Raw genomic sequence first — 24,790 nt, forward strand, 5'->3', positions numbered from 1 at the left:
TAATATTATTAAAAAGCTTTATTAAATTAATATTGGACGGAATTTTAATATAAGCTAAAAAGCGATATCAAAGAATTTCCGTTGTATAATCTAATGTTTTTTAAATGTAAAATATTTTTTAAGGTAAAGCGATGAAAATGCGTGTGTATTATGAAGATACTGATGCGGGTGGAGTGGTGTATCATAGTAATTATTTAAAATTTTGTGAGAGAGCAAGAAGTGAAATTTTTTTCAATAAAAAAGTAGATATTTTTGATGCGTCTAAGGGACATTTTTTGCTTGCAAAAGCAAATTGCAATTTCTTAAAACCTGCAAAACTTGGAGATATAATAGAGATTAAAACAAAAATTTTAGAAGTCAAAAATGCTTCTGTGGAAATTTCACAAGAAATTTATAAAGATGAAATTTTGCTTTTTAAAATGGAATTAACTTTAGCTTTTATTAAAAACGAAAAACCAGCTAGAATGGATATGCAGTTAAAAAAGCTCTTTGAAGAATTATTTTAATTCTTCAAAGCTTGCTTGTTTGCCTTGCATAAGACGCACTTTGTAATCAACTTGAGAATTTTTGATTTTCTCATCAAATAAACTTTCACTTTTTTTATTTAAGAATTCGGTATAAAAGTAATCAACTCCTATACTAGTGGCATAAGCAATCCAGTTATAATCTATACTTTGATTAAAAATTTCATTAAGATAGACTAAGTTATCATCGTGGTTATTGATAGAATTAGCAATGATGAAATTTTCTCTATCTCCTTGTTGTGTTAAACTTAAAAATGTTGGATTATAGTTGATTTGAGTGGATAAAAGCACATAAGGATGAATGTTATAAATTCTTAGTTGAGAACTTGCTAGAGCTGTTTTGATCAATGGAGTGTTAAAAAATATTGAGGCATTATTAACTCCGCCTTGTGATCTTAAAAGTCTGCTAAAATCAAGCTTCTCGCCTTCTATGGTATATATTCTAGCATTATTATTTTGAGCAAGAATTCTTGAATTTAGATTGCTTGATAAGGCAGAGCCATCGCTAAATATTGCGATATTAGCATTTGATTTGCTTAAAAGTGTGGTAATTTGAGCATCATAGTCAATACTTCCAAAAATAATATTTTGATTTGAAAATTGTATGTTGTTTTTATGGATGGTCGGTATAAAAATTTTCATATTTCCTGAGTAATTTTTCAACTCATTGGCACCTTTTAGAGTAAATCCAGCTATGGCATACTGATATCCTTGAGCTTGTGCTGCATCAAGCGCGGCTCGAATTTTATCACTATCTTCTGTGCCAGTTAAAAAAACTTTTACTTTGATTTCAGCTCTTTGTCTTAAAAGATAGGCTATGCTTGAATTTATTATAGTATTTGAGTAGCTTTTTATGGTTTTTTCTGGGATAATTATCGCAAGTTTAACAGAAGTAATTTTTTGAACATTTTTTTCAAAATCAGTAATGGAATTTAATAATTTTGCATAAACATTAGATAAAAATTGATCGTTTTGATCTGCAAATTCACTTAAAAAACTAAGATACAATCTTGATTCTAAAAGATCAAAAAGACAGTTTGCGTTGCATTCTTGAACGCTTAATTTAGGATAAAAATTTTCAACAGGTTTTACATCGACTAATTTTTGCTCTTTTGCACTAAGCAAAAAGCAAGATAAGAAAAATATTAAAAATATTTTTTTCATAAAAATCCTTTAATTTTTTTTAAATCTTGTATGAAATTTTTTTCATAACTTGGATTTTTTTCTATAAAATCTAAATCATAACTTGGCATTATGAAAAAATTTTTATAAGCAAAAACTTCACCTTTTAAAATGTGATAATCTTTAAATCCCAAGCTTTTAAATGTGTATTCTCCTAGACAAAGTAAAAAAGCAGGTTGAATCAGTTTTAGTTCGTTCCAGAAAAATGGTAAGCAAGATTGTAGCGAAAAATCATCAAATTTTCCATTACAAAAACATTTAAATAAATAAGAAAAATAAAAATCTTCATCGCAAAGCCCTAAAATTTGATAAATATAGTGTTTTAATTTTTCACCTTTTTTTGAATTAAGTAAAATTCCACTTTCATTTTCACTCTTTTGCCCAAAAACATCAAGAATTAGCAATTTGACATTTTTTATTTTAGGTTCCATAAGACTAAATTTTCTTGTTTTGGAAAATTGACATAAGGCGCAAGATGAAACAAGTTGTTTTAATTCTTGAAAATTTTGTGCTTGTTCAAAGCGGTTTATATGTGTATCAACAAAGTTAAATCCCATAGCTTTTAAATAATAAAGACTTCTTATCATAAATCACACAATTTTTCTAAATTTTCTCCACTTAGACGATAATTTCTCCATTGTTTAAGATGTTTAGCGTTTAAACTTTCATAAAAATTAATACCTAAAATATTATCATTTAAGCAAACCCAGTCGAGTCTTTTTAAATTTTCTTTTTTGCAAATTTCTCCTAAAAATTTAAAAACAGCTTTTCCATAACCTTTTTTACGAAAATTTTCTCGTATATAAATATCTTCAAGATAAATTCCACCGCTACCCCAAAAAGATGAAAAAGTATAAAAATAAATCATGTAGCCTATAGTTTTTTCATTTTCTTTTAACAAAAAAGCACGAGCAAATTTATTTTTTAGTAAAGAATGTTCCAGTTTTTCTTTCGTGCATTGAAGAAAATCTAACATATCTTCGTATTTTGCAAATTCTATGATCATTTCTTGTAAAATATCTAAATCTTCTTGTCTTAAATCAATAATTTTAAATTCTGACATTTTTAACCTTTTAAAAATAATTTCAAAATTTATCAAAAGAATTTAAAAATTACTCTTAATTAAAAGCAATTTATAAGTAAGATTAAGATAAAATACAAGTTTATTTTATAATTTTTTAAGGAAAAATCAAATGAAAAGAACTTATCAGCCGCATGGCACTCCAAGAAAACGCACTCATGGTTTCCGTGTTCGTATGAAAACTAAAAATGGTCGCAAGGTGATCAATGCAAGACGCGCTAAAGGTAGAAAAAGACTTGCTGTGTGAAAAATTTTGATAAATTTAGCACAAACGAGGAATTTTCATCTGTATATAAAGTAGGTAAAAAATGGCATTGCGAAGGTGTGATCATTTTTTATCTGAATAGTTATGAAAAAAAAATAGCAGTTGTTGCTAGTAAAAAAGTTGGAAAAGCAGTGGTTAGAAATCGTTCAAAACGAATTTTAAGGGCTTTGTTTGCTAAGTTTGAAAGATATCTTCAAGATGGCAAATATATTTTTGTAGCTAAAAATGAAATCACTGAACTTTCTTTTTCTAGGTTAGAAAAAAATCTAAAATGGGGATTGAAAAAACTAGAATGTTTCAAATGATATGCCTAAAAATACTCCGTTTTTATCAGAAATTCTTAAGCCCTTTAAAACCCGCTGCTTGTAGGTATTATCCTAGTTGTTCTGAGTATGCACTTTGGCAGTTTCAAAAAAAGAATTTTTTTCTAGCTTTTTTTTCTACTTTTTTTAGAATTTTAAGATGTAACCCTTTTTTTAAAGGGGGATTTGATTATCCTAGAGTTTCTAAAAATTTTTATCCTATGAATTTATGTTTTAAGCCTATATTTTTAGCAAAAAAACAACTTTGTTTTTTATACATACCTTATAAAAATAAAAGTTTTTATCTTATAAAAATCATCTTTAAAAGGACAAATCAGTGAATAATTCAAATAATATTTTTCAGCAAAAGCGTATACTTTTGGCTGTTGTGATTTCTTTTTTATTTTTTGTTGTTTATGATTATTTTTTCATTCCAAAGCAACCTTTAAAAATAGAACAAAACATTACACAACAAAATCAACAAAACACAAGCATAAATAACACTCCTAATATACAAAATACCACCACAAATACTCCAAGTGCGGCTTTAGTTTCGCAAGATAGTGTGATATCTAAGGTTCAAAGCAAACATTTTGAAGCACAAATTGACTCTTTTGGTAGAATTTCTGCTTTTTATTTAAAAGATAAAAAATACCAAAATGAGAAAGGGGAATTTATAAATCTTGTTAGCAAGGAAAATAGTCCTTATCCTTTAGAAATGCGTTTTAGTGATCCAAGTATTAACTCAGAGGCTTTTAAATTTCCTTATATTGCTAACTCTAGCAATCTTTTTGTTGATGAAAATGGAAGTCAAGTTTTAAAACTCACTCAAAATCTTTCCGGATTGAAAATCGAAAAAGATATTACTTTTTATCCAAAAGGAAATTATGAGATAGAAGTTAAACTCAGCAAAAATGCAAATTATTTTATAAGTCCAGGATATCGTCCAAATATTGCCGTAGATAGTTATACAGTTCATGGTGCTTTGGTAATGGATAATAAAGAAACCATCGAAACTTATAAAGATGGAGATGTAGAGAAGGATGAAAGTGCTAATAATGTCGTAATGACTTCGGCTTTTGATAGATACTATGCAACTTTCTTTTATAATTTTGATAAACCTTTAAATGTGGCAATCAGCAAGGATGCTAATAAAAACCCTATAGTTTTTGCTTATAGTGATAATGAATTTAAAGCAGGGGGTTATATAGGTTCTAAAGAACATGTGATTTTAAGAAGTATAGATCCACGCCTTGAAGCAGTTGTTGAATATGGTTGGTTTACTTTTATTGCTAAGCCTATGTTTGAGTTTTTGAATTTCTTACATCAGTATATAGGAAATTGGGGTTGGGCTATCGTTGTGATGACTTTAATTGTGCGTATTATTTTATTCCCACTAACTTATAAATCTATGATTTCTATGAATAAACTTAAAGATCTTGCTCCTAAAATGAAAGATATTAGAGAGCGTTATAAAGGCGATCCACAAAAAATGAATATGCACATGATGGAGCTTTATAAAAAACATGGTGCAAATCCTATGAGTGGTTGTTTGCCTATACTTTTACAAATTCCTATTTTCTTTGCTATTTATCGCGTTTTGCTTAATGCTATTGAGCTAAAAGCAGCTCCTTGGGCGTTTTGGATACATGATTTATCGGTAATGGATCCTTATTTTATTTTGCCTATTTTAATGGGTGCAACGATGTTTTTACAACAACTTATCACACCTATGACTATACAAGATCCTATGCAAGCTAAGATTATGAAATTTTTACCAGTGATTTTTACTTTTTTCTTTATCACTTTCCCAGCAGGACTTACGCTTTATTGGTTTGCAAATAATCTTTGTTCTTTGGTTCAACAATGGGTTATCAATAAAATATTTGCTAAAGAACATCACAAAAAAACAAGTGGAGCATGAAAAATGAAAATCGAAGCCATTGATCTTCAAAGTGCCTTAACAGAAGCTTCAAGAAGTTTAGAATGTTCTGTGATGGACTTAGAATATGAGATTATTCAGCATCCAAGAAAAGGTTTTTTTGGATTTGGAAGAAAAAAGGCAATTATAGAGGCTAAAGCAAAAAAAAGGATTTTGAAAAAAAATCCTAAAAAAGAATTTACAAGTTCAAAAAATCACAAACCAGAAACACATGAGCCAAAACAAGAAAACAAGATTGAAATAAAAAATGAAAAAAATAAAAGTCAAAAAGAAAAATACATAGTAAAAAGTGATGAAATTTTTGATAGTTTTCATCGAGAAAGCAAAGGAGTGCGTAATACTCAGGATATTTTAGATGAGATTCGTATTCAGCTTGTAAAACTTTTAGAAAGCTCCCAGTTTAAAATAGAGCTTAGTGAACTTAGAATGTATGATGAAGATTGTGTTTTGATTCGATTGGATGGGGAAGATGCTGCTTTGATGATAGGCAAAGAAGCACATCGTTACAAGGCTATTTCTTATCTTTTGCATAATTGGATCAATTTAAAATATAATCTTTTAGTGCGCCTTGAGATCGCTCAATTTTTAGAAAATCAAATTCAAGGTATGCAGCTTTATTTACAAAGCGTGATTGAAAAAATTAAAATTCATGGACGCGGACAAACCAAACCTTTAGATGGGGTTTTGATAAAAATCGCTTTAGAGCAGTTAAGAGCTGAATTTCCAGATAAGTATGTAGGAATTAAGCAAAATAATGATCAAAGATTTGTTGTAATAAACGACTTTTTCAAAAAAGATGAGTGATACTATAGCGGCTATTGCCACAGCTCATGGCGTGGGTTCGATTTCTATTGTAAGATTAAGCGGTGAAAGAGCTTTAGAATTTGCCTTAAAGCTTAGCCACAAAACCAAACTCACCCCCCGCCATGCTACTTTTACAAAACTTTTTAATCAAAACAATGAAATCATCGATGAAGCTATAATGATATATTTTAAAGCTCCTTATAGTTTTACAGGTGAAGATATAGTAGAGTTTCAAACTCATGGAGGATTTAGCGTGAGTGAAGTTTTACTCGAAGAACTTGTGAGTTTAGGGGCAAGACTTGCTTTAGCGGGAGAATTTAGCAAAAGAGCGTGTTTAAATGGCAAAATGACTCCTTTAAAAGCCTTAAATATACAAGATCTCATACTTTCAAAATCTGCGCTTGCAGCTAAAATTATAGCACGCAACATGCAGGGAAATCTAGGAGAACTTTTAGAAAAAATTCGCACAGATTTGGTGAAAACTTTAGCTTTTGTAGAAACTAGTATTGATTATGCTGATGATGATTTACCTTCTGATTTATTACAACAAATTTCTACTATGTGTGAAGAAAATTCTAAAATTTTAAAAGAAGTTTATACACTTTCTCAAAGCAGAAAAGGACTTATAGAAGGTTTTAAAATCGCTATTGTAGGTAAGCCAAATGTAGGCAAATCCTCGCTTTTAAATGCCTTGCTTTCTTATGAAAGAGCTATTGTTTCAGATATAGCGGGAACTACTCGTGATACTATAGAAGAGAGCTTTAAACTAGGAACGCATTTATTGCGCATTATAGATACAGCGGGTATTAGAGAAAGTAAAGATGCTATAGAACAAATCGGCGTAGCTTTAAGTAAAAAAAGTTTAGAAGATGCAGATATTATTTTGGCAGTCTTTGATGCTTCAAGAGTACAAGATAAAGAAGATGAGAAAATTTTTGACTTATTAGCAAATACTGATAAAAAAATCTTTTGGATTTTAAATAAAAGTGATTTAGAAAATGTTTTCAAAAATACTCAAAATAAAAATTTTATCAAGCTTAGTGCTCAAAAAGACATCGCTTTGTTAAAAGAAGAATTGCAAAATTATCTTAATTCTTTTGATAGCGAAGGTATTATGGTAAGTTCTTTAGATCTTATTAATGCTTGTAAAATTTCAAGCGAAGCGATTTTTAGAGCTAAAGGACTTTTAGAGGAAAGTTCTTTAGAACTTTTTGCTTTTGAACTTAATTTAGCTATTAATGAACTTGCAAGATTTACTAAAGATTTTCAAAGAGATGAAATTTTAGACGAAATGTTTGGTAATTTTTGTTTAGGAAAATGAAAGGATAAAAATGGATAAAGAAACCATAAAAGCACATAAAATCAGCGATGAAGAATATGCACAAATTTTAGAAATTTTAGGGCGAGAACCAAATCTGTTAGAACTTGGGGTTATTTCTGCGATGTGGAGTGAGCATTGCTCTTATAAATCCAGTAAAAAATATCTTAGTGGTTTTCCAACTAAAGCACCTTGGGTGATTCAAGGCCCAGGAGAAAACGCAGGGGTTATTGATATCGGGCAAGGTATGGCAGCAGTTTTTAAAGTGGAAAGTCACAATCATCCTAGCTTTATTGAACCTTTTGCGGGTGCGGCTACAGGAGTAGGGGGAATTTTACGTGATGTCTTTACTATGGGTGCAAGAGTGGTTGCAGGGCTAAATTCTTTAAAATTTGGCAATATTCATGATGAAAAATGCGGCAAACATCAAAAATACCTTGTTAAAGGTGTGGTAAATGGAATTTCTCATTATGGAAATTGCATGGGTGTGCCAACTATAGGTGGAGAATGTGCTTTTGATGAGTGTTTTAATGGAAATATCTTAGTTAATGCCTTTGCTTTAGGGGTTTGTAAAAGTGAAGATATCTTTTATGCTAAGGCTGAAGGTGTAGGAAATCCTGTGATTTATGTGGGTTCAAAAACAGGGCGTGATGGACTTGGTGGAGCGGTTATGGCAAGTGATAGCTTCAATGAAGAAAGCAAATCTTTGCGTCCTACAGTGCAAATTGGCGATCCTTTCAGTGAAAAACTTCTTATGGAGGCTTGTTTAGAGCTTTTTAAAACCGATTATATTGTGGGTATTCAAGATATGGGTGCTGCAGGGCTTACTTCAAGTTCTTTTGAAATGGCAGGAAGAAGTGGCAGTGGCATGAAACTTTACTTAGATAAAACTCCTATGCGTGAAAGCGGTATGACTCCTTATGAGTTAATGCTTAGCGAATCTCAAGAAAGAATGCTTATTTGTGCGAAAAAAGGCTATGAAGATAAGGTTATAGAAATTTTCAAAAAATGGGATTTAGATGCTGTGGTTATGGGTGAAGTTACCAATACAGGAAAAATGGAGCTTTTTTGGCATGATGAGCTTGTAGGGCTTATTCCTATCGAGCCTTTAAGTGAGAAAGCGCCGATTTTAAGTCGCCCTACAAGCGAGCCAAAATATTTAAGTGAAATTAAAGACTATAAATTTGAGTTAAAATCAAGCGTTCAAGAGCTTTTTATACAAATGCTTCAAAATGAAAATATTAATAATAAAGCTTTTATTTATGATCAATTTGATTCAAGCGTGCAAACCAATACTATAAAAGCTGATGGAAAATTAGGTGCTAGTGTTATTCGTATCAAAGAAAATGGTGCAAGTGTGGCTATGGCTATAGAATGTAATTCACGCTTAAATTATGTAAATCCTAAAATAGGAGCAGCTTTAGCAGTAGCTTCTGCAGGAAGAAAGGTTGCTTGCACAGGAGCTAAGCCTTTGGCAATAAGTGATTGTTTAAATTATGGAAATCCGCAAAATCCTGAAGTGATGTGGCAATTCGCACAAGGTTGCAAAGGTATTAAAGAAGCTTGTAAAGAGTTAAATACCCCAGTAGTAAGCGGCAATGTTTCACTTTATAATGAAACTGAAGGCGTAAGTATTTATCCAAGTCCTACTATAGTAAGCGTAGGGGTTTTAGAAGATGCAAATAAAACCTTAAAAGCTAGTTTTGAAAAAGAAAATTTAAGCGTTTATCTTTTGGGTGAAAGTTTAGGAGAATTTGGCGGATCTATGGTAATGAAAATCCAAGATAAAAAAGTATCAGGAAGTCTTAAAGAGCTTGATTATAAAGCTGAACTTGCACTTTGGGATTTGCTTTATAAAGCCAATCAAAATTCTTTACTTGAGTGTGCCAATAGCGTAGGAATAGGGGGTATTGCTATGACTTTGGCAAAAATGTTTGCTATTTCTAGTGTGGGTGCAAATTTAACAAGTGATTTTGATGATGAAAAAATGATTTTTGATGAGAGTGCAAGTCGTGCTATAGTAGGGCTTAGTAAAGAAAATGAAGAAGCTTTTTTAAATTTAGCTAAAGAATTTGGAGTAAAAGCTTATAAATTAGGTGTGAGTACAAGCCAAAAACATTTTAAACTTGATAGCATTGAGTTAAGCAAGGCTGAACTTGATAAGCTTTATTTTGAAAGTTTTAAAGAGCAAATCCAATGACTTTAGTTTTAATTATACTCGTTGTTTTGGTGTTTTACTGGTATTATAAAACTTGGGGAAAACAGGATTTTTTAAATTCAGCTACAAGAGGAGCTAAAGGCTTTGCTAAGGGTTTTGCTCGTGGGGTTATGGAAGAAAGAATGGATGAGTTTAAAAGGCGTATGAATTACTATGTTATCGCACTTTTGGCAAAAATTGCAAAAAGCGATGGCAGAGTAAGTGAAAATGAAGCTGAAATGATCAAAGATCTTTTAGATGCAAATGCCAAAGATGAAAAAGAAAGAGCTTTTTTAAAAGCAAGTTTTAACGAACATAAAGAAAATTTAAGCGATGCTTTTTATGTGGCAAAAGATTTTTTAAAAGAAGTGCCTTTACCTAAAAATGAGCGTTTTAATGTCTTGCGTGTGCTTGTTTTTATGGCTTTAATCGATGCAGATTTTAATGCTAAAAAGCGTGAAATTTTAGAGCAAATCGCTAAAGCCTTTGATATAGCAAAAAGCGAATTAGATGCTTTTATTGCAAGTCTTTCAAATTTAAAAAGTTCTAAAAAAGAATTAAGTCTTGATGAAGCTTTTGCTATTTTAGAACTTCCAAATAATGCAGATTTAAATGCGGTAAAAAAACAATACCGCAATTTAGCAAAAAAATACCATCCTGATATTTTAAACGCAAACAATGTCAGCGAAGAAGAGCTTAAAATCGGCGTAGAGAAATTTCAAAAAATCAACGAAGCTTATGAAAAAGTTAAAAAACATTTAGAAAGGTAAAAATGAGAGCATTACTTAGTGTGAGTGATAAAGAAGGTATAGTAGAATTTGGCAAAGAGCTTGAAAATTTAGGTTTTGAGATTCTTTCAACAGGCGGGACTTTTAAGCTTTTAAAAGAAAATGGAATAAAAGTTATAGAAGTGAGTGATTTTACAAAGAGTCCTGAGCTTTTTGAAGGGCGTGTGAAGACTTTGCACCCTAAGATTCACGGTGGGATTTTGCATAAAAGAAGCGATGAAAATCATATCAAACAAGCAAAAGAAAATGAAATTTTAGGCATTGAACTAGTTTGTGTAAATTTATATCCTTTTAAAAAAACTACCATTATGAGCGATGATTTTGACGAAATTATAGAAAATATCGACATAGGCGGACCTGCGATGATAAGAAGTGCAGCAAAGAACTATAAAGATGTGATGGTGCTTTGCGATCCACTTGATTATGAAAAAGTGATTGAGACTTTAAAAAAAGGTCAAAATGATGAGAATTTTCGTTTAAATTTGATGATAAAAGCTTATGAGCATACAGCAAATTACGATGCTTATATTGCAAATTATATGAATGAACGCTTTAACGGAGGTTTTGGAGCGAGCAAATTTATAGTAGGACAAAAAGTATTTGATACAAAATATGGAGAAAATCCACATCAAAAAGGGGCTTTATACGAGTTTGATGCCTTTTTTAGCGCAAATTTCAAAGCCCTTAAAGGCGAAGCAAGTTTTAACAATCTAACCGATATTAACGCAGCTTTAAATTTGGCTAGTAGTTTCGATAAAGCTCCAGCTATTGCTATAGTAAAACATGGAAATCCTTGCGGTTTTGCTATAAAAGAAAATTTAGTACAAAGCTATATACATGCTTTAAAATGCGATAGCGTCAGTGCTTATGGAGGAGTGGTTGCAATCAATGGAACTCTTGATGAGGCTTTAGCAAATAAAATCAATGAAATTTATGTAGAAGTAATCATTGCAGCCAATGTAGATGAAAAAGCTTTAACCGTGTTTGAAGGTAAAAAACGCATTAAAATTTTCACTCAAGAAAGTCCGTCTTTAATCCGCAGTTTTGATAAATATGATTTTAAACATATTGATGGGGGTTTTGTATATCAAAACAGCGATGAAGTAGGCGAAGATGAGCTTAAAAATGCAAAGCTTATGAGTCAAAGAGAGGCAAGTAAGGAAGAATTAAAAGATCTTGAAATCGCTATGAAAATAGCAGCATTTACCAAATCAAACAATGTTGTTTATGTAAAAAATGGCGCTATGGTGGCTATAGGTATGGGTATGACAAGTAGAATCGATGCAGCAAAGGCAGCAATCGCTAAAGCTAAAGAAATGGGACTTGATTTGCAAGGTTGCGTTTTAGCAAGTGAAGCCTTTTTTCCTTTTAGAGATAGCATAGATGAAGCAAGTAAAGTAGGGGTTAAAGCTATAGTAGAACCAGGCGGAAGCATAAGAGATGATGAAGTGGTAAAGGCGGCTGATGAGTATGGTATGGCGCTTTATTTCACAGGCGTAAGACATTTTTTACATTAAGTTTAATGGAATGTTATGTTTTTTACACATAATTCAATAAAAATTAAATAAATTATGTGTAAAATATTTCCGAAAAATTTTATTTTTAGGAAACTATGATGTTTAAAACTATAGGATTTAAGGTTTCTGCTGCAATTTTTGTGGTGTTGCTTATAAGTTTTATTGTAATGCAAGTGATTTTAAATTTGGACTTTAAAAATACTGCCAATAAAATGAGCAGGGCAAATTTAGATACCGTAAGTACTTCTGTTTTTCAAACAATGAGAATGGCTATGAATTTAGGAGATCCTGAAAAAATTAAAGAAGCCATTGAAGATGCAAAAAGTATAGAGGGTATTAGTGATATTAAAATTTATCCTTCAAAAGATACTATAGATCTTTTTGAGATGAAAGCTCCTCAAATTTCAAATGATAAGCGTATTATAGAACAATTTTCAAATCCTAAAATTCAAGCTTTAGAAGAAAATGTAAATGGTGTTGTGCATTTAAGATTGATACGCCCTTTGATTGCAGATGAAAGTTGTGTTGCTTGTCATGCAAATGCTAATGTAGGGAGCGTGATAGGGGTTATGGATATATCGCATTCTTTAGAAGGTGTTCAAAAAGATATAAGTAAAACCAGTCAATCTTATATTATAATATTTACTATTGCTTTGATTTTTACCCTTTGTGTGGTTCTTTTAATGCTTAAAGTTGTTGTTGGAAAGCCTGTTTTAGAGCTTTTAAATCATGCTAAAGAATTAGCTCAAGGAAGTGGCAATTTAAAAGCTCGTATTTCAGTTAAAGGTCAAGATGAAATTGCTTTAGCTTGTGGATATATCAATCAATTTATCGAAAAAACTCACAAGGCAGTTAGCGGTGCAAGTCATAATTCAAAAAATGTAGAAAAACAAAGCAATCTTTTAAATTCAAATGCTATTTCTTTAAGTGATATCAGTTCACAAAGTCATAAGCAAATAGATCAAAGTTTTAAACTTGGTGCAAATGTTGGCAATGAACTTGGAGAACTTGCTAGTTTGTCAAATAAGGCAAATAGTGCCAATGAAAAATCCTTTTTATTATTAGAGCAAATGCTTAAATCTTTGTTTAATGTTGCTAATAAAGTATCAACAGTATCTCAAAATGAAAATGAATTGGCTAAAAAAGTTGAAAACATGGTTAATCAAGCAGGTAATATACAAAAAGCAACTCAAATGATGGATGAGATTGCAGATAAAACCAATTTACTATCCCTAAATGCTGGCATAGAAGCAGCTAGGGCTGGTGCATTTGGACGAGGTTTTTCTGTAATTGCTGAGGATGTTAGGCAGTTGGCTCAGAACAGTGAAGAATTTTTGGGAAATGTAGCTCAAATTACAAAAGAGCTTTTGCAAAGTATTAATGAGGTTAGCGCAGAATTAAAGAAAAATGCTCAAAGTATACAAGCTTTAAATGATGACACCACTTTATTGGTTGATGATGCTAATGAGGTTAAATTATGCAACGAAGATGCTAGGGCTTTGGTAACTCAATGTACTGAAAAAATAAAAATTTCCCAAGAGAATATACAAAATTTACTTTCTCGTATGCAAAAAAATGTCGAAGTAAGTGAAAAGAATGAAGAAATTTCTAAAATTCTGCTTCAAGTTGCAGATGAGTTAAAAATAGTGTGTCATAATCTCGAAAGCGAACTTAACCAATTTCAAATTTAAAGGAATAAAATGAAAAAAACGCTTCAAATTGCTTTAGCTGCAACTTTTTTTGCGGGTTGTGCTAGTACTTCTGTTACTTCATCTACTTCTAAAGGTAATAATGAACTTGTGCAAAACCAGCTTTTCAAAATAGAAAAAATTATAGTTAATGGTAAAACTTTTGATCCAAAAAACGCAGAGGAAAGTCCAAATATTAGTTTTGAAAATAATAAATTTTATGGTTATTCAGGATGTAATCGTTTTTTTGGTTCTTACCAAACTAAGGCAGATACTTTGCAAATCGAAGGTGATCGCGTAGCTTCAACTCAAATGCTTTGTCATCCAATGGATGTAATGGATTTTGAAAATTCTTTCCTTTCAAATTTCAAAGGAACTTTTAAAATTTCAAATGAAAATGGAAAACTTGTTTTAAGTAATGATGAAATGAAAATCTTTTTTAAATAATACACTAAAGCCTCGAAATATCGAGGCAATCTTCTTAAATTTGACAAAATTCCAAAAAATGATACAATTATAATTTTATTATCAAAAAAGGTAGTTAAATGATAAAATCAATTCCTGAATGGAGTGAGCAAGAATACCTCATGCTTTCTTTACCTCATGAAAAAAGCGATTGGAGTCCATATTTAGAGGAAATTTTGCAAAGTTATAAAGAATTTGTAAAAGTGGTAAGTGAATTTCAAAAAGTTTTACTTATAGCTCCTAAACAGAGTGATTTTGAAAATTTTAAAGATATAAAAAATGTTGAGTTTTTTAAATGTGATACAAATGATACTTGGATACGTGATTTTGGAGCTATAGATATAGTAGAAAATAATCGTTTAAAGGCTCTTGATTTTACTTTTAATGCTTGGGGAAATAAATTTCAAAGTGAGCTTGATAATGCTGTAAATTCTAAGCTTTTTAAAGAAAAATTTAAAGAGGGGCTTAAAAAGGTGGATTTTGTTTTAGAAGGAGGAAGTATTGACTTTAATGGAGAGGGTGTGATGCTTACAAGCTCTCATTGTCTTTTAAATGAAAATAGAAATTCTCATCTAAACAAAACCCAAATTGATATAAAATTAAAAGAAATTTTTGGTTTAAAACAAATTATTTGGCTAGAAAATGGTTTCATAAAAGGTGATGATACAGATCATCATATCGATACCTTAGCAAGATTTATAGATAAAAATACCATAGCACATTGTGTTTGTGAAGATGAAGAGGATGAGCATTATTTGCCTTTGCAAAAAATGAAAGAAGAGCTTAAAAAAACAGGCTTTGATTTAGTAGAACTTCCTATACCTAAGCCTTTATACTATAAAGGAAGAAGATTGGGGGCGACTTATGCGAATTTTGTTTTTATAAATAATGCTTTAATTGTGCCTTTTTATAAGGATAAAAATGATGAAATCATAACTAAAAGACTTTCTAAAGCTTTACCCAATCATAAAATTATAGGAGTAGATGCAAGAGTGTTTTTACGACAAAACGGTTCTTTGCATTGTTCTTGTCAAAATCGTTTCAAAGGTTTAAGATGAGTTTGCAAAAAAAAGCAACTCTTGTAGCAAGTTTATGTGCTATTGTTTTAGCCCTGGTTAAATTTATAGTAGGCTTAACAAGTGGTTCTGTTGCAGTGCTTTCAAGTGCGATTGATTCTTTAATGGATTTTGCTATTTCTGCTTTTAATTTTTTAGCTCTTAAAAAAAGCTCACAAAAGGCGAATGAAAATTATAATTTTGGTTTTTCTAAAATTGAAGCTTTAATGGGTTTGTTAGAAGGTGTTTTTATAGTTGGCGTGGGGATTTTTATTTTTTATGAGAGTATTTTAAAGATTTATTATAAAGAAGAAATTAAAGATTTAAATTCAAGCATCTATGTGATGATTTTTGCTTTAATTATGACTTTTTTTCTTGTGCTTTTTTTAAATTATGTAGCTAAAAAAACCAAAAGTTTGATTATAGAAAGTGATGCTTTGCATTACAAAACAGATTGCTTAACCAATGCTTGTACTTTAGGGGCTTTGGTTTTGATTTATTTTACAAATTTACATATTATTGATGCTATTTTTGGGATAGTGATCAGTCTTTATACGGCATTTTCTGCTTTTAAAATCATTAAAAAAGCTTTGGCTTTTTTAATGGATGAGGCTTTACCTAAGGAACAAGTGGATAAAATTTGTACTTTGATTTCTAATAATCCTGAAATAATTTCCTATCATGAATTAAAGACGCGTAAAACTCCAAGTTGTAATTATTTAAGCGTGCATTTGGTTTTTTGCCCTATAATTTCGCTTTTAAATGCGCATAAAATTTCAGATGAAATAGAAGAAGGTGTGCGTAAGATGTTTGAAAATGAAAAATGGGATATACAAATTCATTTAGATCCTTATGATGATGCAGAACAAGAAAGGCAAAGACAATGAAAATCGCTTTAATACAACAAAAATTTCACTCAAACAAAGAACAAACTATAAAAAAAACTTGCGAATTTATAGAAGAAGCCTCTAAACAAGGAGCTGAGCTTATTTGTTTAGGAGAGCTTCATCAAAGTGAGTATTTTTGTCAAAGTGAAAATGTGGATTTTTTTGACTATGCTAATGATTATGAAAAAGATGTGAAATTTTGGGCAAATATAGCTAGAAAAAATCAAATAGTGCTTATTACTTCATTATTTGAAAAACGAAGTGCCGGACTTTATCATAATACTGCAGTGGTTTTTGAAAAAGATGGTTCTATAGCAGGTAAATATCGCAAAATGCACATACCTGATGATCCTTGTTTTTATGAAAAATTTTATTTTACTCCTGGAGATTTGGGTTTTGAACCTATAAATACAAGTTTAGGTAAGCTTGGAGTGCTTATTTGTTGGGATCAGTGGTATCCTGAAGCAGCAAGAATTATGGCTTTAAAAGGAGCTGAGATTCTTATTTATCCCACGGCAATTGGTTGGTTTGATAAGGATGAAGATGAAGAAAAACAAAGGCAGCTCAATGCTTGGCTTGGTGTTCAAAAAGGACATGCTATAGCTAATGGTTTATATGTAGTAGCTATCAATAGAGTAGGTTTTGAAAAAGATGTAAGTGGGGTAGAAGAGGGCATTAGATTTTGGGGAAATTCTTTTGTTTTTGGCCCTCAAGGTGAAGAACTTTGTCTTTTAGATTCTCAAAACGAATGTGTAAAAATCATAGAAATAGATAAAAAAAGAAGTGAAAATGTGCGTCGTTGGTGGCCTTTTTTGCGAGATAGACGCATAGAATATTTTGCAGATTTAACTAAAAGATTTATTGATTAAATCAATAAATCTTATTTGTTTTGTATATTTTCAAGATAGCTTTTTATTTGCTCTTTTTCTTGTTCGTTTAAATTTATAAAACTTATTTCTTTAAGTCTTGATAAAAGCAAATTATCTTCTAAAATTTCATTTTTTCCTATTTCTAAAGAAGTGATGACGCTAGAACTTATGAGAAGTCTTTGGGTTGTATCTTTTCTTAAGCCCCATATATTATGTATGGCAATATTATTATCTGTAATTTGTCCTGCATAAAGCATAATATGTCCAGGTAAATAAAGTAAACTAAGATAAGCTTTCCCAAAGCGGTTTAAAAAATCTTTTTTTTGAGAATTGCTAAGAGTGCTTATATCAAAATGATTAAAAGAATTTTTTTGTGCAACTGAATTTCTTGGTAGATAAAGTCCAAAAGCTGAAAAGATATCACGAGTTAGTAAAGAACAATCTCTTTCAAAATTATAACCGCCCCAGCCATAAGGCAAATTTAAAACTTGTGAAAGTTGATTTTTTAAATTTTTATCATTGAATTGTAAAGGAAATTTAGATACATCTTTTTTAGAAATTTTATATTTTTTAGAACCTATTTTTCCATAAAAATAGTTTTTATCTTCTTTGTAGCAAGGATAAATAGCGCCAATTCTACTTTCAAAGAAAAATTTACCATCCTCGCTATAGATAGGAAATTTTTCTTTTAGTGGTGTGATAAAGTTGAGATTTTCATAGATTTTCGCTCTATCGTTTGAGAAAAATTCCAAATTTTTACTTTCAACAAATCCAAATCCAGCTTCACCTAAAACAAAAGCATAACGCTTATCTTTACTAAAATGTGAAATTAAGACAGGGGTTCCAGCATTTAAAATGCCATCGCTTGCATAGTCAAAAGGAATTCCTTCATTTTCAAAAAAAGGATTTTTTAAGATAGCTCTTTGGGTTGGAAGATTTTTAATGATTGTATTTTGGATAATTAAAGCTTTTTGATTAAGTTTACCGAATTCTTGGATATTTGCATTATTTATAGCGTTTTTAAACCATGAAAGTGGAATAATTTGTTTATTGAAAAAATAATAAGTATTTTTTGAATTTAAATATAAAGGAAAGGACCAAAAAATATTTTGTCCTTTGTAATTTTTAAACGAATCATGCCAAGGGTTAAAGAAATATTTTTTATATCGTTTTGCATCAAAATTAATATCGTAAGCAAATTGTGGTAAAATGCTTACATTTTGTTCGTATTCAAGTTTTGCATAATGTTGATTTTCATTTTTTTGTTCTAAATTTTCATGATGAAGTGAAGTTAAATTTTTTGTTGAACAAGCTGTTAAAAATAGCACTATAAAAGTAAAATATAAACAAGATTTCATAATCAACCTTTTAGAAAAAATAGTTATAATTAAAGCCAAGGAAATATAATGCTTGATAAACTAGAAAAAATTTTAGCTTATGATAATGTTTTTTTAAGTGGTGGTGCTGGAGTTGGTAAAAGCTTTTTGACAAATGAGCTTATCAAATCTTATAGAAAACAAAAAAAATTAGCCATAGCTCTTGGTTCTAGTGCTCTATCGGCGTTTAATATAGGCGGTGTTACTTTACACAGCTTTTTTTGTTTAGGGTATTGTGATGATATGATGAAATTAAGTGCATTGGATCGCAATCAAAAACAAAAAGAAAAATTAACAAAACTTAAAGAACTTTTAAAAACGATTGAGCTTATTATTATCGATGAAATTTCCATGGTTAGTGCAAGTGTTTTTGAAATGATAGGTTTTAGACTTAAAAATTCTCAATTTAATGGAAAAATTTTAGTTGTAGGAGATTTTTTTCAATTGCCTCCCGTAGTTAAAGAAAAAAAGGAAACTTTATTTAACCATTCTTATTATGCTTTTTCTTCATTTTTTTGGCAAGATTTAAATTTTAAGAATGTTAAACTTTCTCAACCTAAAAGAACGCAAAATATGGAATTTTATAACCATTTATCTTTGATTAGACAAGGTTTTTTAGATGAAAAAATTTTAAGCTTTTTTGAATCTTTGCGAATTGATTATAAAGAATTAGAAAATTTAGAAGATGATTATACTTTACTTTGTGGTATCAATAAAAAAGTAAACAATATTAATCAAGAAAAATTAAGCAAACTTGAGACCCCGCTTGTATGCTTTAAAGCTCAGGTTAAAAAAGAAGATAAGAGAATAAAAGATGAAGAGCTTGATTCTTGGATTAGAAGCTTAAATATATTGGAAGAATTAAATATTAAAATAGGCGCTCGTATTATTTTTTGTGTAAATAATTGGGATAAGAATTATTATAATGGAGAGCAAGGCATTATAGAAGATATTCTTTATGAAGAGGAGAAAATTTATATTAGCATTATTAAAAATAATGGGATGAAAATTTTACTTGAACCTTATACTTTTTTCATGGAAGAACTTGAGCAATCAGGTAAAGATTTTGTTGTTAATATTCTCGCAAGTGTTACACAGTTTCCTATTAAATTAGCTTATGCTATTACTATACACAAATCACAAGGTATGAGCATTGAAAAATTAGTGTGTGATATTGATCATATTTTTGAAAATGGACAGCTTTATGTCGCTCTTTCTCGCGCTACAAACCCAAATACTTTAAAAATTTATTCTACAAAAAAGATAAATTTTGGATTTTATTTTGCTAATATTTTAAAAATAGATTCTAATGTGATCGAATTTTATAAAAAACATAATTTTTTAGATCTTGAAATACAAGAACAAATCATTTAAAGGCATTAAATGAAAAAAATATTTTTAAGTGTTTTTTTGGTTTTGAGTTTAAATGCTCAAAATCTTGAAATAGATAACATAAGAACAGATTTGTATTCTAAAAGTGGGACAAATGTTCTTAAAAAAGTTGAAATTTCTTTGGAATTTGATGGGAATAATTTAAAAGAAAATGAAAATAAGTTAATTGATGCTGTAAATACAGTAATTTCAGGATTTTTTTACGAAGATATTTTTACAGAAATTGGAAAAAATAATTTTAAAAAGACTTTAGAAAAATTTTTAGATAAGAAATATAAGATTAAATTAGATGATATATATATCATATCTTTAAGCGGAGTGGAAAAATTTGATTTAGAGGAGTTTAAACGCTTTTTAGAAAGCACTGAGGCTAAAGAGAAGGGTATGGGCAGCGAGGTAAAAAAAGCACTTGAAAACTTAGAAGCTCCTAAAACTCAAGTTCCTAGTGTTGAAAAGATCTCAACTCCTAGTGTTCCAAATTTAGAAGTCAAACAAGTTGAACAGCTTTTCAAAGATTCAGATGAAGAAAATAAAAATGACAATGGAGAAATCAATATAGATAATTTAAATACACCTAAAATGACTCCAGATATAGAAGAAAAAATTAAAAGAGATTTAATCGCCAATCCTCCACAAATATTCAAAGAAAATAACGCAAGCAAGCCTTATCATTTACCACAAACAGGTTATGATATAAAGCTTGATGAAAATACAACGCAAAATTAGCGAACTATGTCATAATTTTGCGGAATTTTTGCCTTAAAAACATCGGAATTAATTTTTGGATTTTTAATTTGATTGTTTAGATTGATTATAACATCATTTTCAAATTCATCTTTATAGGATATGCTTTGAATTTGCTCTTGATTGAGTTTAATTGTATAATTTATATTATCATATTTTGCTACAAGTTTATCTTTATCTATAAGACTTGCTTTTTTGAAAATTTCATTAAGATTTGGAATGTTATCAAGATGAGAGAAAATGACTTGCTCTAGATCGTGCTCTATTATGGTTACTTGATTTTTGTTAATATAAATCTCTTTTTTACTAGGAGTATCATAACTCCAATATGCTTGATCTTTACTCAGTATAAAATGTCCAGAATAAGAAAGTGTAGAGTTTTTGGATTTTACTATTTGGATAAAATCGCTTGAAAAGGTATTAAAATTAAGATCAAGGGCAAAAAGTTGTCCTATAAAAATAAAAAATATCAAGAATGTTTTTTTCATTTATTTTCCTTAAAAAAATTATATTTTTTATATCATTCTAGCTAATTTTAATTAAATAATCGTTATAATGATAGTTTGAAAAATTTATAAAGGTTTAAAAATGTTTTTAAATACCTTAAAAGCCGTTTTTGGAACAAAAAATGATCGTGAAGTTAAAAAATACTTCAAGCGTGTAGCACAAATCAATGCTTTAGAAGGCAAATATCAAAATTTAAGCGATGATGAATTAAAAGCCGAATTTGCAAAATTTAAAGAGCAAATTTTAAGCGGAGAAAAAAACGAAAATGATATCTTAAATGATGTTTTTGCTATAGTCAGAGAGACAGGTAAGAGAACTTTAAATATGCGTCATTTTGATGTGCAGTTAATCGGTGGTATGGTTTTACACGATGGAAAAATCGCAGAAATGAAAACAGGAGAAGGTAAAACCCTTGTAGCGACCTTGCCTGTTGTTTTAAATGCCATGAGTGGCAAAGGCGTACATGTCGTTACAGTGAATGATTATCTAGCCAAAAGAGATGCTGAGCAAATGAGTGCGATTTATAATTTTTTAGGTTTTAGCGTAGGTGTGATTCTTTCTTCTCAAAATAGTGACATAGAGCACAAGCAAGCTTATGATTGCGATATTACTTATGGAACCAATAATGAGTTTGGTTTTGATTATTTGCGTGATAATATGAAATTTTCAAAAGTTGAAAAAGTTCAAAGAGAGCATAATTTTGTTATTGTAGATGAAGTAGATAGTATTTTAATTGATGAGGCAAGAACTCCGCTTATCATCAGCGGCCCTACAAATCGCACTTTAGATGGTTATATTAAAGCCAATGAAGTAGCTAAGCAAATGCAAAAAGGCGAAGTAGTTTTACCTCCTGCAAAACCTGAGGGTGATTTTGTGGTAGATGAGAAAAATCGTAGTGTTTTGATTACCGAAGCAGGTATTGCTAAGGCTGAAAAACTTTTTGGTGTAGAAAATTTATACAGTCTTGATAATGCTATCTTAGCACATCAGCTTGATCAAGCTTTAAAGGCACATAATCTTTTTGAAAAAGATGTGCATTATGTTTTAAGAAATAATGAAGTTATCATCGTTGATGAATTTACAGGGCGTTTAAGCGAAGGACGTCGTTTTAGTGAAGGATTGCATCAAGCTTTAGAAGCTAAAGAAAATGTAAAAATTCAAGAAGAAAGCCAAACTCTAGCAGATATTACTTTTCAAAATTATTTTAGAATGTACAATAAACTCGCAGGTATGACAGGAACTGCACAAACAGAAGCGACTGAATTTTCTCAAATTTATAGTTTAGATGTTATTTCTATACCGACAAATATTCCTATTAAAAGACAAGATAAAGATGATCTTATCTATAAAACTCAAAATGAAAAATTTAAAGCCGTAATTGAAGAGATTAAAAAAGCCAATGCTAAAGGTCAGCCTGTGCTTGTAGGAACCGCAAGTATAGAACGCAGTGAAGTTTTTCACAATATGCTTGTAAAAGAGAAAATCCCTCATCATGTTTTAAATGCTAAAAATCACGAACAAGAAGCTTTGATTATCCAAGATGCAGGTAAAAAAGGTGCCGTAACTATCGCTACAAATATGGCAGGTCGTGGTGTGGATATAAAAATCGATGATGAGATTAGGGCTTTGGGTGGGCTTTATATTATAGGTACAGAAAGACATGAAAGCCGCCGTATTGATAATCAACTTCGTGGTCGTGCAGGAAGGCAGGGCGATCCTGGAATAAGTCGTTTTTATCTAAGTTTAGAAGATAATCTTTTAAGAATTTTTGGTGGGGATCGTATTAAAAGCATTATGGATCGCTTAGGTATAGAAGAGGGCGAAAGCATAGAGTCAAGAATCGTTACAAGAGCGGTTGAAAATGCGCAAAAAAAAGTAGAAAGCTTACATTTTGAAAGCAGAAAGCATTTGTTAGAATATGATGATGTAGCAAATGAACAAAGAAAAACTATTTATCGTTATCGTAATGAGCTTTTAGATGAAAACTATGATATTAGAGCTAAAATTTCTCAAAATATCGCTGAATATAGCACAAATGTAATGAATGATTATATGCTTGATGAAAGCGGTTCTAATGTAAATTTTGAAAATTTGAAAGCAAAAATTTTATATGAGTGTTCAACTCAGATTAGTGAAAAAGATTTTGAAAATTTAAGCGTCATTGAAATGCAAGACAAGCTAAGTCAAATTCTTGAAAATTCTTATAATGAAAAGATGTCAAGACTTGAGATTAAAGAATTGCGTAATATAGAGCGTATTTTATATTTGCAAGTTTTGGATAATGCTTGGAGAGAGCATTTGTATCAAATGGATATTTTAAAAACAGGAATAGGACTTCGCGGATACAATCAAAAAGATCCTCTTGTGGAATATAAGAAAGAAAGTTATAATCTTTTCTTGGAGCTAGTTAATCGTATTAAATTTGATAGTATTAAACTACTTTTTAGTGTGCAATTTAATCAAGAAGAGGTACAAAATTTAGAAAATAAAGCCAATGAAGAAAATGAAAAGCTACTTCAAAGCTCAGTAGAAATGGGTGCAAGCGAAGATAATCTTGGCGAAGCTGAGTTTAAAAAAGTTCCACGCAATGCTCCTTGTCCTTGCGGAAGTGGAAAAAAATTTAAAGAATGCCATGGAAAAAGTGGTCCTAAGCAAGGAATTTTAGCTTGAATAAAAGCGTTTTAAAATATTTACTTTTTAAATATTTAAGATTTGATAAAGAACAACCCTTTATCAATCTTTCTATGCTTTTGGCCTTTTTAGGAGTTTGCGTAGGACTTTGTGTTTTGCTTGTAGCTATGGCAATTATGAATGGTTTTGATAAAGAATTTGAAAAACGCTTTTTTGTGATGAATTATCCTATTACTATTTTGCCTAAATTTTACGCTCCTGTAAATGATGAATTTATAGATGAGTTAAGAAAAACATTTCCAAATTTGTTATTTAGCCCTTATATAAGTACTCAAGTTGTTATAAAGGGGGATAATCGTTTTGAAGGTGGTGTGCTTTTTGGCGTTAATTTTAATGATGAAAAAAAAATAAACGAAGTGGTTGCTAAAGCTTTAAAGGATGAGAATTTAAGTGGTTTTGATATACTTGTAGGATCAGCACTTATTGATGAATTTGGTTTGCATAAAAATGACAAACTTTCACTTATTTTTTCAAATCTTAATCCTAGTGGATTTTCTTTAGTACCACAAACTAAACGTTTTGATGTTAAAGCGCGTTTTACTTCAGGGCTTGCATTTTATGATAAAGCTTATATGTACACAGATGTTGATGCATTGAAAAAAGTACTTGGAATGCCTAAAAATCCAAATTATGATGGAGTTCATGTATATAGTGATAATGCTTTTAAGGATGTTGAAAAAATTAAATCTTATTTAAAAGACGATTATGCTGTAGTAGGCTGGTGGGAACAAAATAAAAATTTCTTTTCAGCCTTAGAGCTTGAGAAAAGAGCGCTTTTTATAGTGTTGATGCTTATTATTTTGGTTGCAAGTTTAAATATAGTAAGTTCTTTATTGATGATAGTAATGAATCGTCGCAGTGAAATAGCACTTTTACTTGCCCTAGGTGCAAGCAAAAATGAGGTAAAAAAGAGTTTTTTTGCCTTAGGCATGCTTATTGGCGGCGGTGGTATGATAGTGGGTGTGATGCTTGCATTTTTTGCTTTATGGCTTTTAGGAAATTTTGATATTGTAACTTTACCTGCTGATGTTTATGGAACCAGTAAATTACCACTTGATTTGTCTTTAATGGATTTTTCTTTAACCATTATAGGTGCTTTAATAATCATAGCTTTATCGTCTTTTTATCCTGCAAAAAAAGCAACTCAAATTAACATTTTAGATACTTTAAGAAATGAATAAATTGTAATTTTGGAG

Annotated in this window: 24 protein-coding genes; 19 read left to right on the plus strand and 5 right to left on the minus strand. The window is 30.2% G+C overall.

Annotated elements, in window-relative coordinates; genetic code table 11:
• The first annotated feature begins 131 nt into the window (after positions 1–131).
• On the plus strand, positions 132–506 hold the full coding sequence (locus tag AJN58_RS07275) for a YbgC/FadM family acyl-CoA thioesterase (protein WP_002871461.1): 375 nt from the start codon (positions 132–134) through the stop codon (positions 504–506).
• Here AJN58_RS07275 and AJN58_RS07280 read toward each other — a convergent pair.
• The 3 genes from AJN58_RS07280 to AJN58_RS07290 are packed head-to-tail and all read right to left on the minus strand — an operon-like array spanning position 498 to position 2,769.
• Positions 498–1,688, minus strand: coding sequence for a hypothetical protein (locus AJN58_RS07280; RefSeq protein WP_070233116.1), 1,191 nt, complete (start codon positions 1,686–1,688; stop codon positions 498–500). The two genes, AJN58_RS07275 and AJN58_RS07280, sit on opposite strands and share 9 nt — an antisense overlap.
• Positions 1,685–2,293, minus strand: a complete 609-nt coding sequence (locus AJN58_RS10170; protein WP_070210213.1) for a uracil-DNA glycosylase family protein — start codon at positions 2,291–2,293, stop codon at positions 1,685–1,687. The genes AJN58_RS07280 and AJN58_RS10170 overlap by 4 nt, the downstream gene beginning before the upstream one ends.
• A complete protein-coding gene (locus AJN58_RS07290) occupies positions 2,290–2,769 on the minus strand; it encodes a GNAT family N-acetyltransferase (protein ID WP_002867426.1) in 480 nt (159 codons plus the stop codon). Before AJN58_RS07290 ends, AJN58_RS10170 begins: the two co-directional genes overlap by 4 nt.
• 130 nt (positions 2,770–2,899) lie before the next feature.
• Here AJN58_RS07290 and rpmH point away from each other — a divergent pair, with 130 nt between their 5' ends.
• The 14 genes from rpmH (at position 2,900) to AJN58_RS07360 (ending at position 16,884) form a co-directional block, all read left to right on the plus strand.
• On the plus strand, positions 2,900–3,034 hold the full coding sequence (gene rpmH, locus AJN58_RS07295; RefSeq protein WP_002776864.1) for a 50S ribosomal protein L34: 135 nt from the start codon (positions 2,900–2,902) through the stop codon (positions 3,032–3,034).
• On the plus strand, positions 3,031–3,357 hold the full coding sequence (gene rnpA / locus AJN58_RS07300) for a ribonuclease P protein component (RefSeq protein ID WP_002853349.1): 327 nt from the start codon (positions 3,031–3,033) through the stop codon (positions 3,355–3,357). Before rpmH ends, rnpA begins: the two co-directional genes overlap by 4 nt.
• A complete protein-coding gene (yidD, locus tag AJN58_RS07305) occupies positions 3,354–3,695 on the plus strand; it encodes a membrane protein insertion efficiency factor YidD (RefSeq protein ID WP_002865962.1) in 342 nt (113 codons plus the stop codon). Before rnpA ends, yidD begins: the two co-directional genes overlap by 4 nt.
• Positions 3,692–5,278 (plus strand): membrane protein insertase YidC, encoded by a 1,587-nt coding sequence (gene yidC, locus AJN58_RS07310; RefSeq protein ID WP_002861707.1) that lies wholly within the window; start codon positions 3,692–3,694, stop codon positions 5,276–5,278. The genes yidD and yidC overlap by 4 nt, the downstream gene beginning before the upstream one ends.
• Positions 5,279–5,281: 3 nt before the next feature.
• Positions 5,282–6,100: a Jag N-terminal domain-containing protein gene (locus AJN58_RS07315; protein ID WP_070210211.1), complete on the plus strand. Its 819-nt coding sequence runs from the start codon at positions 5,282–5,284 to the stop codon at positions 6,098–6,100.
• Positions 6,093–7,421 carry a tRNA uridine-5-carboxymethylaminomethyl(34) synthesis GTPase MnmE gene (gene mnmE / locus AJN58_RS07320; protein WP_002881663.1) on the plus strand — a complete coding sequence of 443 codons (1,329 nt, stop codon included), beginning with the start codon at positions 6,093–6,095 and terminating at the stop codon, positions 7,419–7,421. Before AJN58_RS07315 ends, mnmE begins: the two co-directional genes overlap by 8 nt.
• 10 nt (positions 7,422–7,431) lie before the next feature.
• Complete coding sequence (purL, locus tag AJN58_RS07325) at positions 7,432–9,618, plus strand: phosphoribosylformylglycinamidine synthase subunit PurL (protein WP_070233120.1); 2,187 nt, start codon at positions 7,432–7,434, stop codon at positions 9,616–9,618.
• The gene (locus tag AJN58_RS07330; protein WP_002892960.1) at positions 9,615–10,385 is read left to right on the plus strand and encodes a DnaJ domain-containing protein; all 771 of its coding nucleotides are present in this window, start codon (positions 9,615–9,617) and stop codon (positions 10,383–10,385) included. The genes purL and AJN58_RS07330 overlap by 4 nt, the downstream gene beginning before the upstream one ends.
• Before the next feature lie 2 nt (positions 10,386–10,387).
• Positions 10,388–11,920: a bifunctional phosphoribosylaminoimidazolecarboxamide formyltransferase/IMP cyclohydrolase gene (purH, locus tag AJN58_RS07335; RefSeq protein ID WP_070233122.1), complete on the plus strand. Its 1,533-nt coding sequence runs from the start codon at positions 10,388–10,390 to the stop codon at positions 11,918–11,920.
• Positions 11,921–12,018: 98 nt separating this feature from the next.
• Positions 12,019–13,611, plus strand: coding sequence for a methyl-accepting chemotaxis protein (locus AJN58_RS07340; RefSeq protein ID WP_002861702.1), 1,593 nt, complete (start codon positions 12,019–12,021; stop codon positions 13,609–13,611).
• A 9-nt stretch (positions 13,612–13,620) separates the two neighbouring features.
• Entirely contained in the window at positions 13,621–14,055 is a 435-nt protein-coding gene (locus AJN58_RS07345) for an META domain-containing protein (RefSeq protein ID WP_002871471.1), read from the plus strand.
• A 98-nt stretch (positions 14,056–14,153) separates the two neighbouring features.
• The gene (locus tag AJN58_RS07350; protein ID WP_002861700.1) at positions 14,154–15,131 is read left to right on the plus strand and encodes an agamatine deiminase; all 978 of its coding nucleotides are present in this window, start codon (positions 14,154–14,156) and stop codon (positions 15,129–15,131) included.
• The gene (locus AJN58_RS07355; protein WP_002853697.1) at positions 15,128–16,015 is read left to right on the plus strand and encodes a cation diffusion facilitator family transporter; all 888 of its coding nucleotides are present in this window, start codon (positions 15,128–15,130) and stop codon (positions 16,013–16,015) included. The genes AJN58_RS07350 and AJN58_RS07355 overlap by 4 nt, the downstream gene beginning before the upstream one ends.
• On the plus strand, positions 16,012–16,884 hold the full coding sequence (locus tag AJN58_RS07360; protein WP_002871473.1) for an N-carbamoylputrescine amidohydrolase: 873 nt from the start codon (positions 16,012–16,014) through the stop codon (positions 16,882–16,884). The genes AJN58_RS07355 and AJN58_RS07360 overlap by 4 nt, the downstream gene beginning before the upstream one ends.
• A gap of 11 nt (positions 16,885–16,895) precedes the next feature.
• Here AJN58_RS07360 and AJN58_RS07365 read toward each other — a convergent pair whose 3' ends face one another.
• Entirely contained in the window at positions 16,896–18,242 is a 1,347-nt protein-coding gene (locus AJN58_RS07365) for an SH3 domain-containing C40 family peptidase (RefSeq protein ID WP_070233125.1), read from the minus strand.
• Between the two features lie 48 nt (positions 18,243–18,290).
• On the opposite strand from AJN58_RS07365, the gene pif1 reads away from it, so the two are divergent.
• Both pif1 and AJN58_RS07375 read left to right on the plus strand, forming a co-directional pair.
• Positions 18,291–19,634 (plus strand): ATP-dependent DNA helicase Pif1, encoded by a 1,344-nt coding sequence (pif1, locus tag AJN58_RS07370; RefSeq protein ID WP_070233127.1) that lies wholly within the window; start codon positions 18,291–18,293, stop codon positions 19,632–19,634.
• Positions 19,635–19,643: 9 nt separating this feature from the next.
• Positions 19,644–20,378, plus strand: coding sequence for a hypothetical protein (locus AJN58_RS07375; protein WP_070233129.1), 735 nt, complete (start codon positions 19,644–19,646; stop codon positions 20,376–20,378).
• Here the strand turns inward: AJN58_RS07375 and lolA are convergent.
• Positions 20,375–20,884 carry a LolA-like outer membrane lipoprotein chaperone gene (gene lolA / locus AJN58_RS07380; protein ID WP_002871477.1) on the minus strand — a complete coding sequence of 170 codons (510 nt, stop codon included), beginning with the start codon at positions 20,882–20,884 and terminating at the stop codon, positions 20,375–20,377. The genes AJN58_RS07375 and lolA overlap by 4 nt on opposite strands.
• 100 nt (positions 20,885–20,984) lie before the next feature.
• On the opposite strand from lolA, the gene secA reads away from it, so the two are divergent.
• Both secA and AJN58_RS07390 read left to right on the plus strand, forming a co-directional pair.
• Positions 20,985–23,573: a preprotein translocase subunit SecA gene (secA, locus tag AJN58_RS07385; protein WP_070233134.1), complete on the plus strand. Its 2,589-nt coding sequence runs from the start codon at positions 20,985–20,987 to the stop codon at positions 23,571–23,573.
• The gene (locus AJN58_RS07390) at positions 23,570–24,775 is read left to right on the plus strand and encodes an ABC transporter permease (RefSeq protein WP_070233136.1); all 1,206 of its coding nucleotides are present in this window, start codon (positions 23,570–23,572) and stop codon (positions 24,773–24,775) included. The genes secA and AJN58_RS07390 overlap by 4 nt, the downstream gene beginning before the upstream one ends.
• The last annotated feature ends 15 nt before the right edge of the window (positions 24,776–24,790 follow it).

This window comes from Campylobacter sp. BCW_4321 (assembly GCF_001763075.1).
Classification (GTDB): domain Bacteria; phylum Campylobacterota; class Campylobacteria; order Campylobacterales; family Campylobacteraceae; genus Campylobacter_D; species Campylobacter_D jejuni.

Excerpts from the sequence above, each read along its gene's own strand:
- yidD (WP_002865962.1), top strand. The coding sequence starts at position 3,354 with ATGATATGCCTAAAAATACTCCGTTTTTATCAGAAATTCTTAAGCCCT.
- AJN58_RS07375 (WP_070233129.1), top strand. The coding sequence starts at position 19,644 with ATGAAAAAAATATTTTTAAGTGTTTTTTTGGTTTTGAGTTTAAATGCT.
- purL (WP_070233120.1), top strand. The coding sequence starts at position 7,432 with ATGGATAAAGAAACCATAAAAGCACATAAAATCAGCGATGAAGAATAT.
- AJN58_RS07315 (WP_070210211.1), top strand. The coding sequence starts at position 5,282 with ATGAAAATCGAAGCCATTGATCTTCAAAGTGCCTTAACAGAAGCTTCA.
- rpmH (WP_002776864.1), top strand. The coding sequence starts at position 2,900 with ATGAAAAGAACTTATCAGCCGCATGGCACTCCAAGAAAACGCACTCAT.
- AJN58_RS07290 (WP_002867426.1), bottom strand. The coding sequence starts at position 2,769 with ATGTCAGAATTTAAAATTATTGATTTAAGACAAGAAGATTTAGATATT.
- mnmE (WP_002881663.1), top strand. The coding sequence starts at position 6,093 with ATGAGTGATACTATAGCGGCTATTGCCACAGCTCATGGCGTGGGTTCG.
- AJN58_RS07275 (WP_002871461.1), top strand. The coding sequence starts at position 132 with ATGAAAATGCGTGTGTATTATGAAGATACTGATGCGGGTGGAGTGGTG.
- AJN58_RS07350 (WP_002861700.1), top strand. The coding sequence starts at position 14,154 with ATGATAAAATCAATTCCTGAATGGAGTGAGCAAGAATACCTCATGCTT.
- purH (WP_070233122.1), top strand. The coding sequence starts at position 10,388 with ATGAGAGCATTACTTAGTGTGAGTGATAAAGAAGGTATAGTAGAATTT.
- AJN58_RS07280 (WP_070233116.1), bottom strand. The coding sequence starts at position 1,688 with ATGAAAAAAATATTTTTAATATTTTTCTTATCTTGCTTTTTGCTTAGT.
- AJN58_RS07365 (WP_070233125.1), bottom strand. The coding sequence starts at position 18,242 with ATGAAATCTTGTTTATATTTTACTTTTATAGTGCTATTTTTAACAGCT.
- lolA (WP_002871477.1), bottom strand. The coding sequence starts at position 20,884 with ATGAAAAAAACATTCTTGATATTTTTTATTTTTATAGGACAACTTTTT.
- AJN58_RS07360 (WP_002871473.1), top strand. The coding sequence starts at position 16,012 with ATGAAAATCGCTTTAATACAACAAAAATTTCACTCAAACAAAGAACAA.
- AJN58_RS07330 (WP_002892960.1), top strand. The coding sequence starts at position 9,615 with ATGACTTTAGTTTTAATTATACTCGTTGTTTTGGTGTTTTACTGGTAT.
- AJN58_RS07345 (WP_002871471.1), top strand. The coding sequence starts at position 13,621 with ATGAAAAAAACGCTTCAAATTGCTTTAGCTGCAACTTTTTTTGCGGGT.
- AJN58_RS07340 (WP_002861702.1), top strand. The coding sequence starts at position 12,019 with ATGTTTAAAACTATAGGATTTAAGGTTTCTGCTGCAATTTTTGTGGTG.
- pif1 (WP_070233127.1), top strand. The coding sequence starts at position 18,291 with ATGCTTGATAAACTAGAAAAAATTTTAGCTTATGATAATGTTTTTTTA.
- AJN58_RS07355 (WP_002853697.1), top strand. The coding sequence starts at position 15,128 with ATGAGTTTGCAAAAAAAAGCAACTCTTGTAGCAAGTTTATGTGCTATT.
- AJN58_RS10170 (WP_070210213.1), bottom strand. The coding sequence starts at position 2,293 with ATGATAAGAAGTCTTTATTATTTAAAAGCTATGGGATTTAACTTTGTT.
- secA (WP_070233134.1), top strand. The coding sequence starts at position 20,985 with ATGTTTTTAAATACCTTAAAAGCCGTTTTTGGAACAAAAAATGATCGT.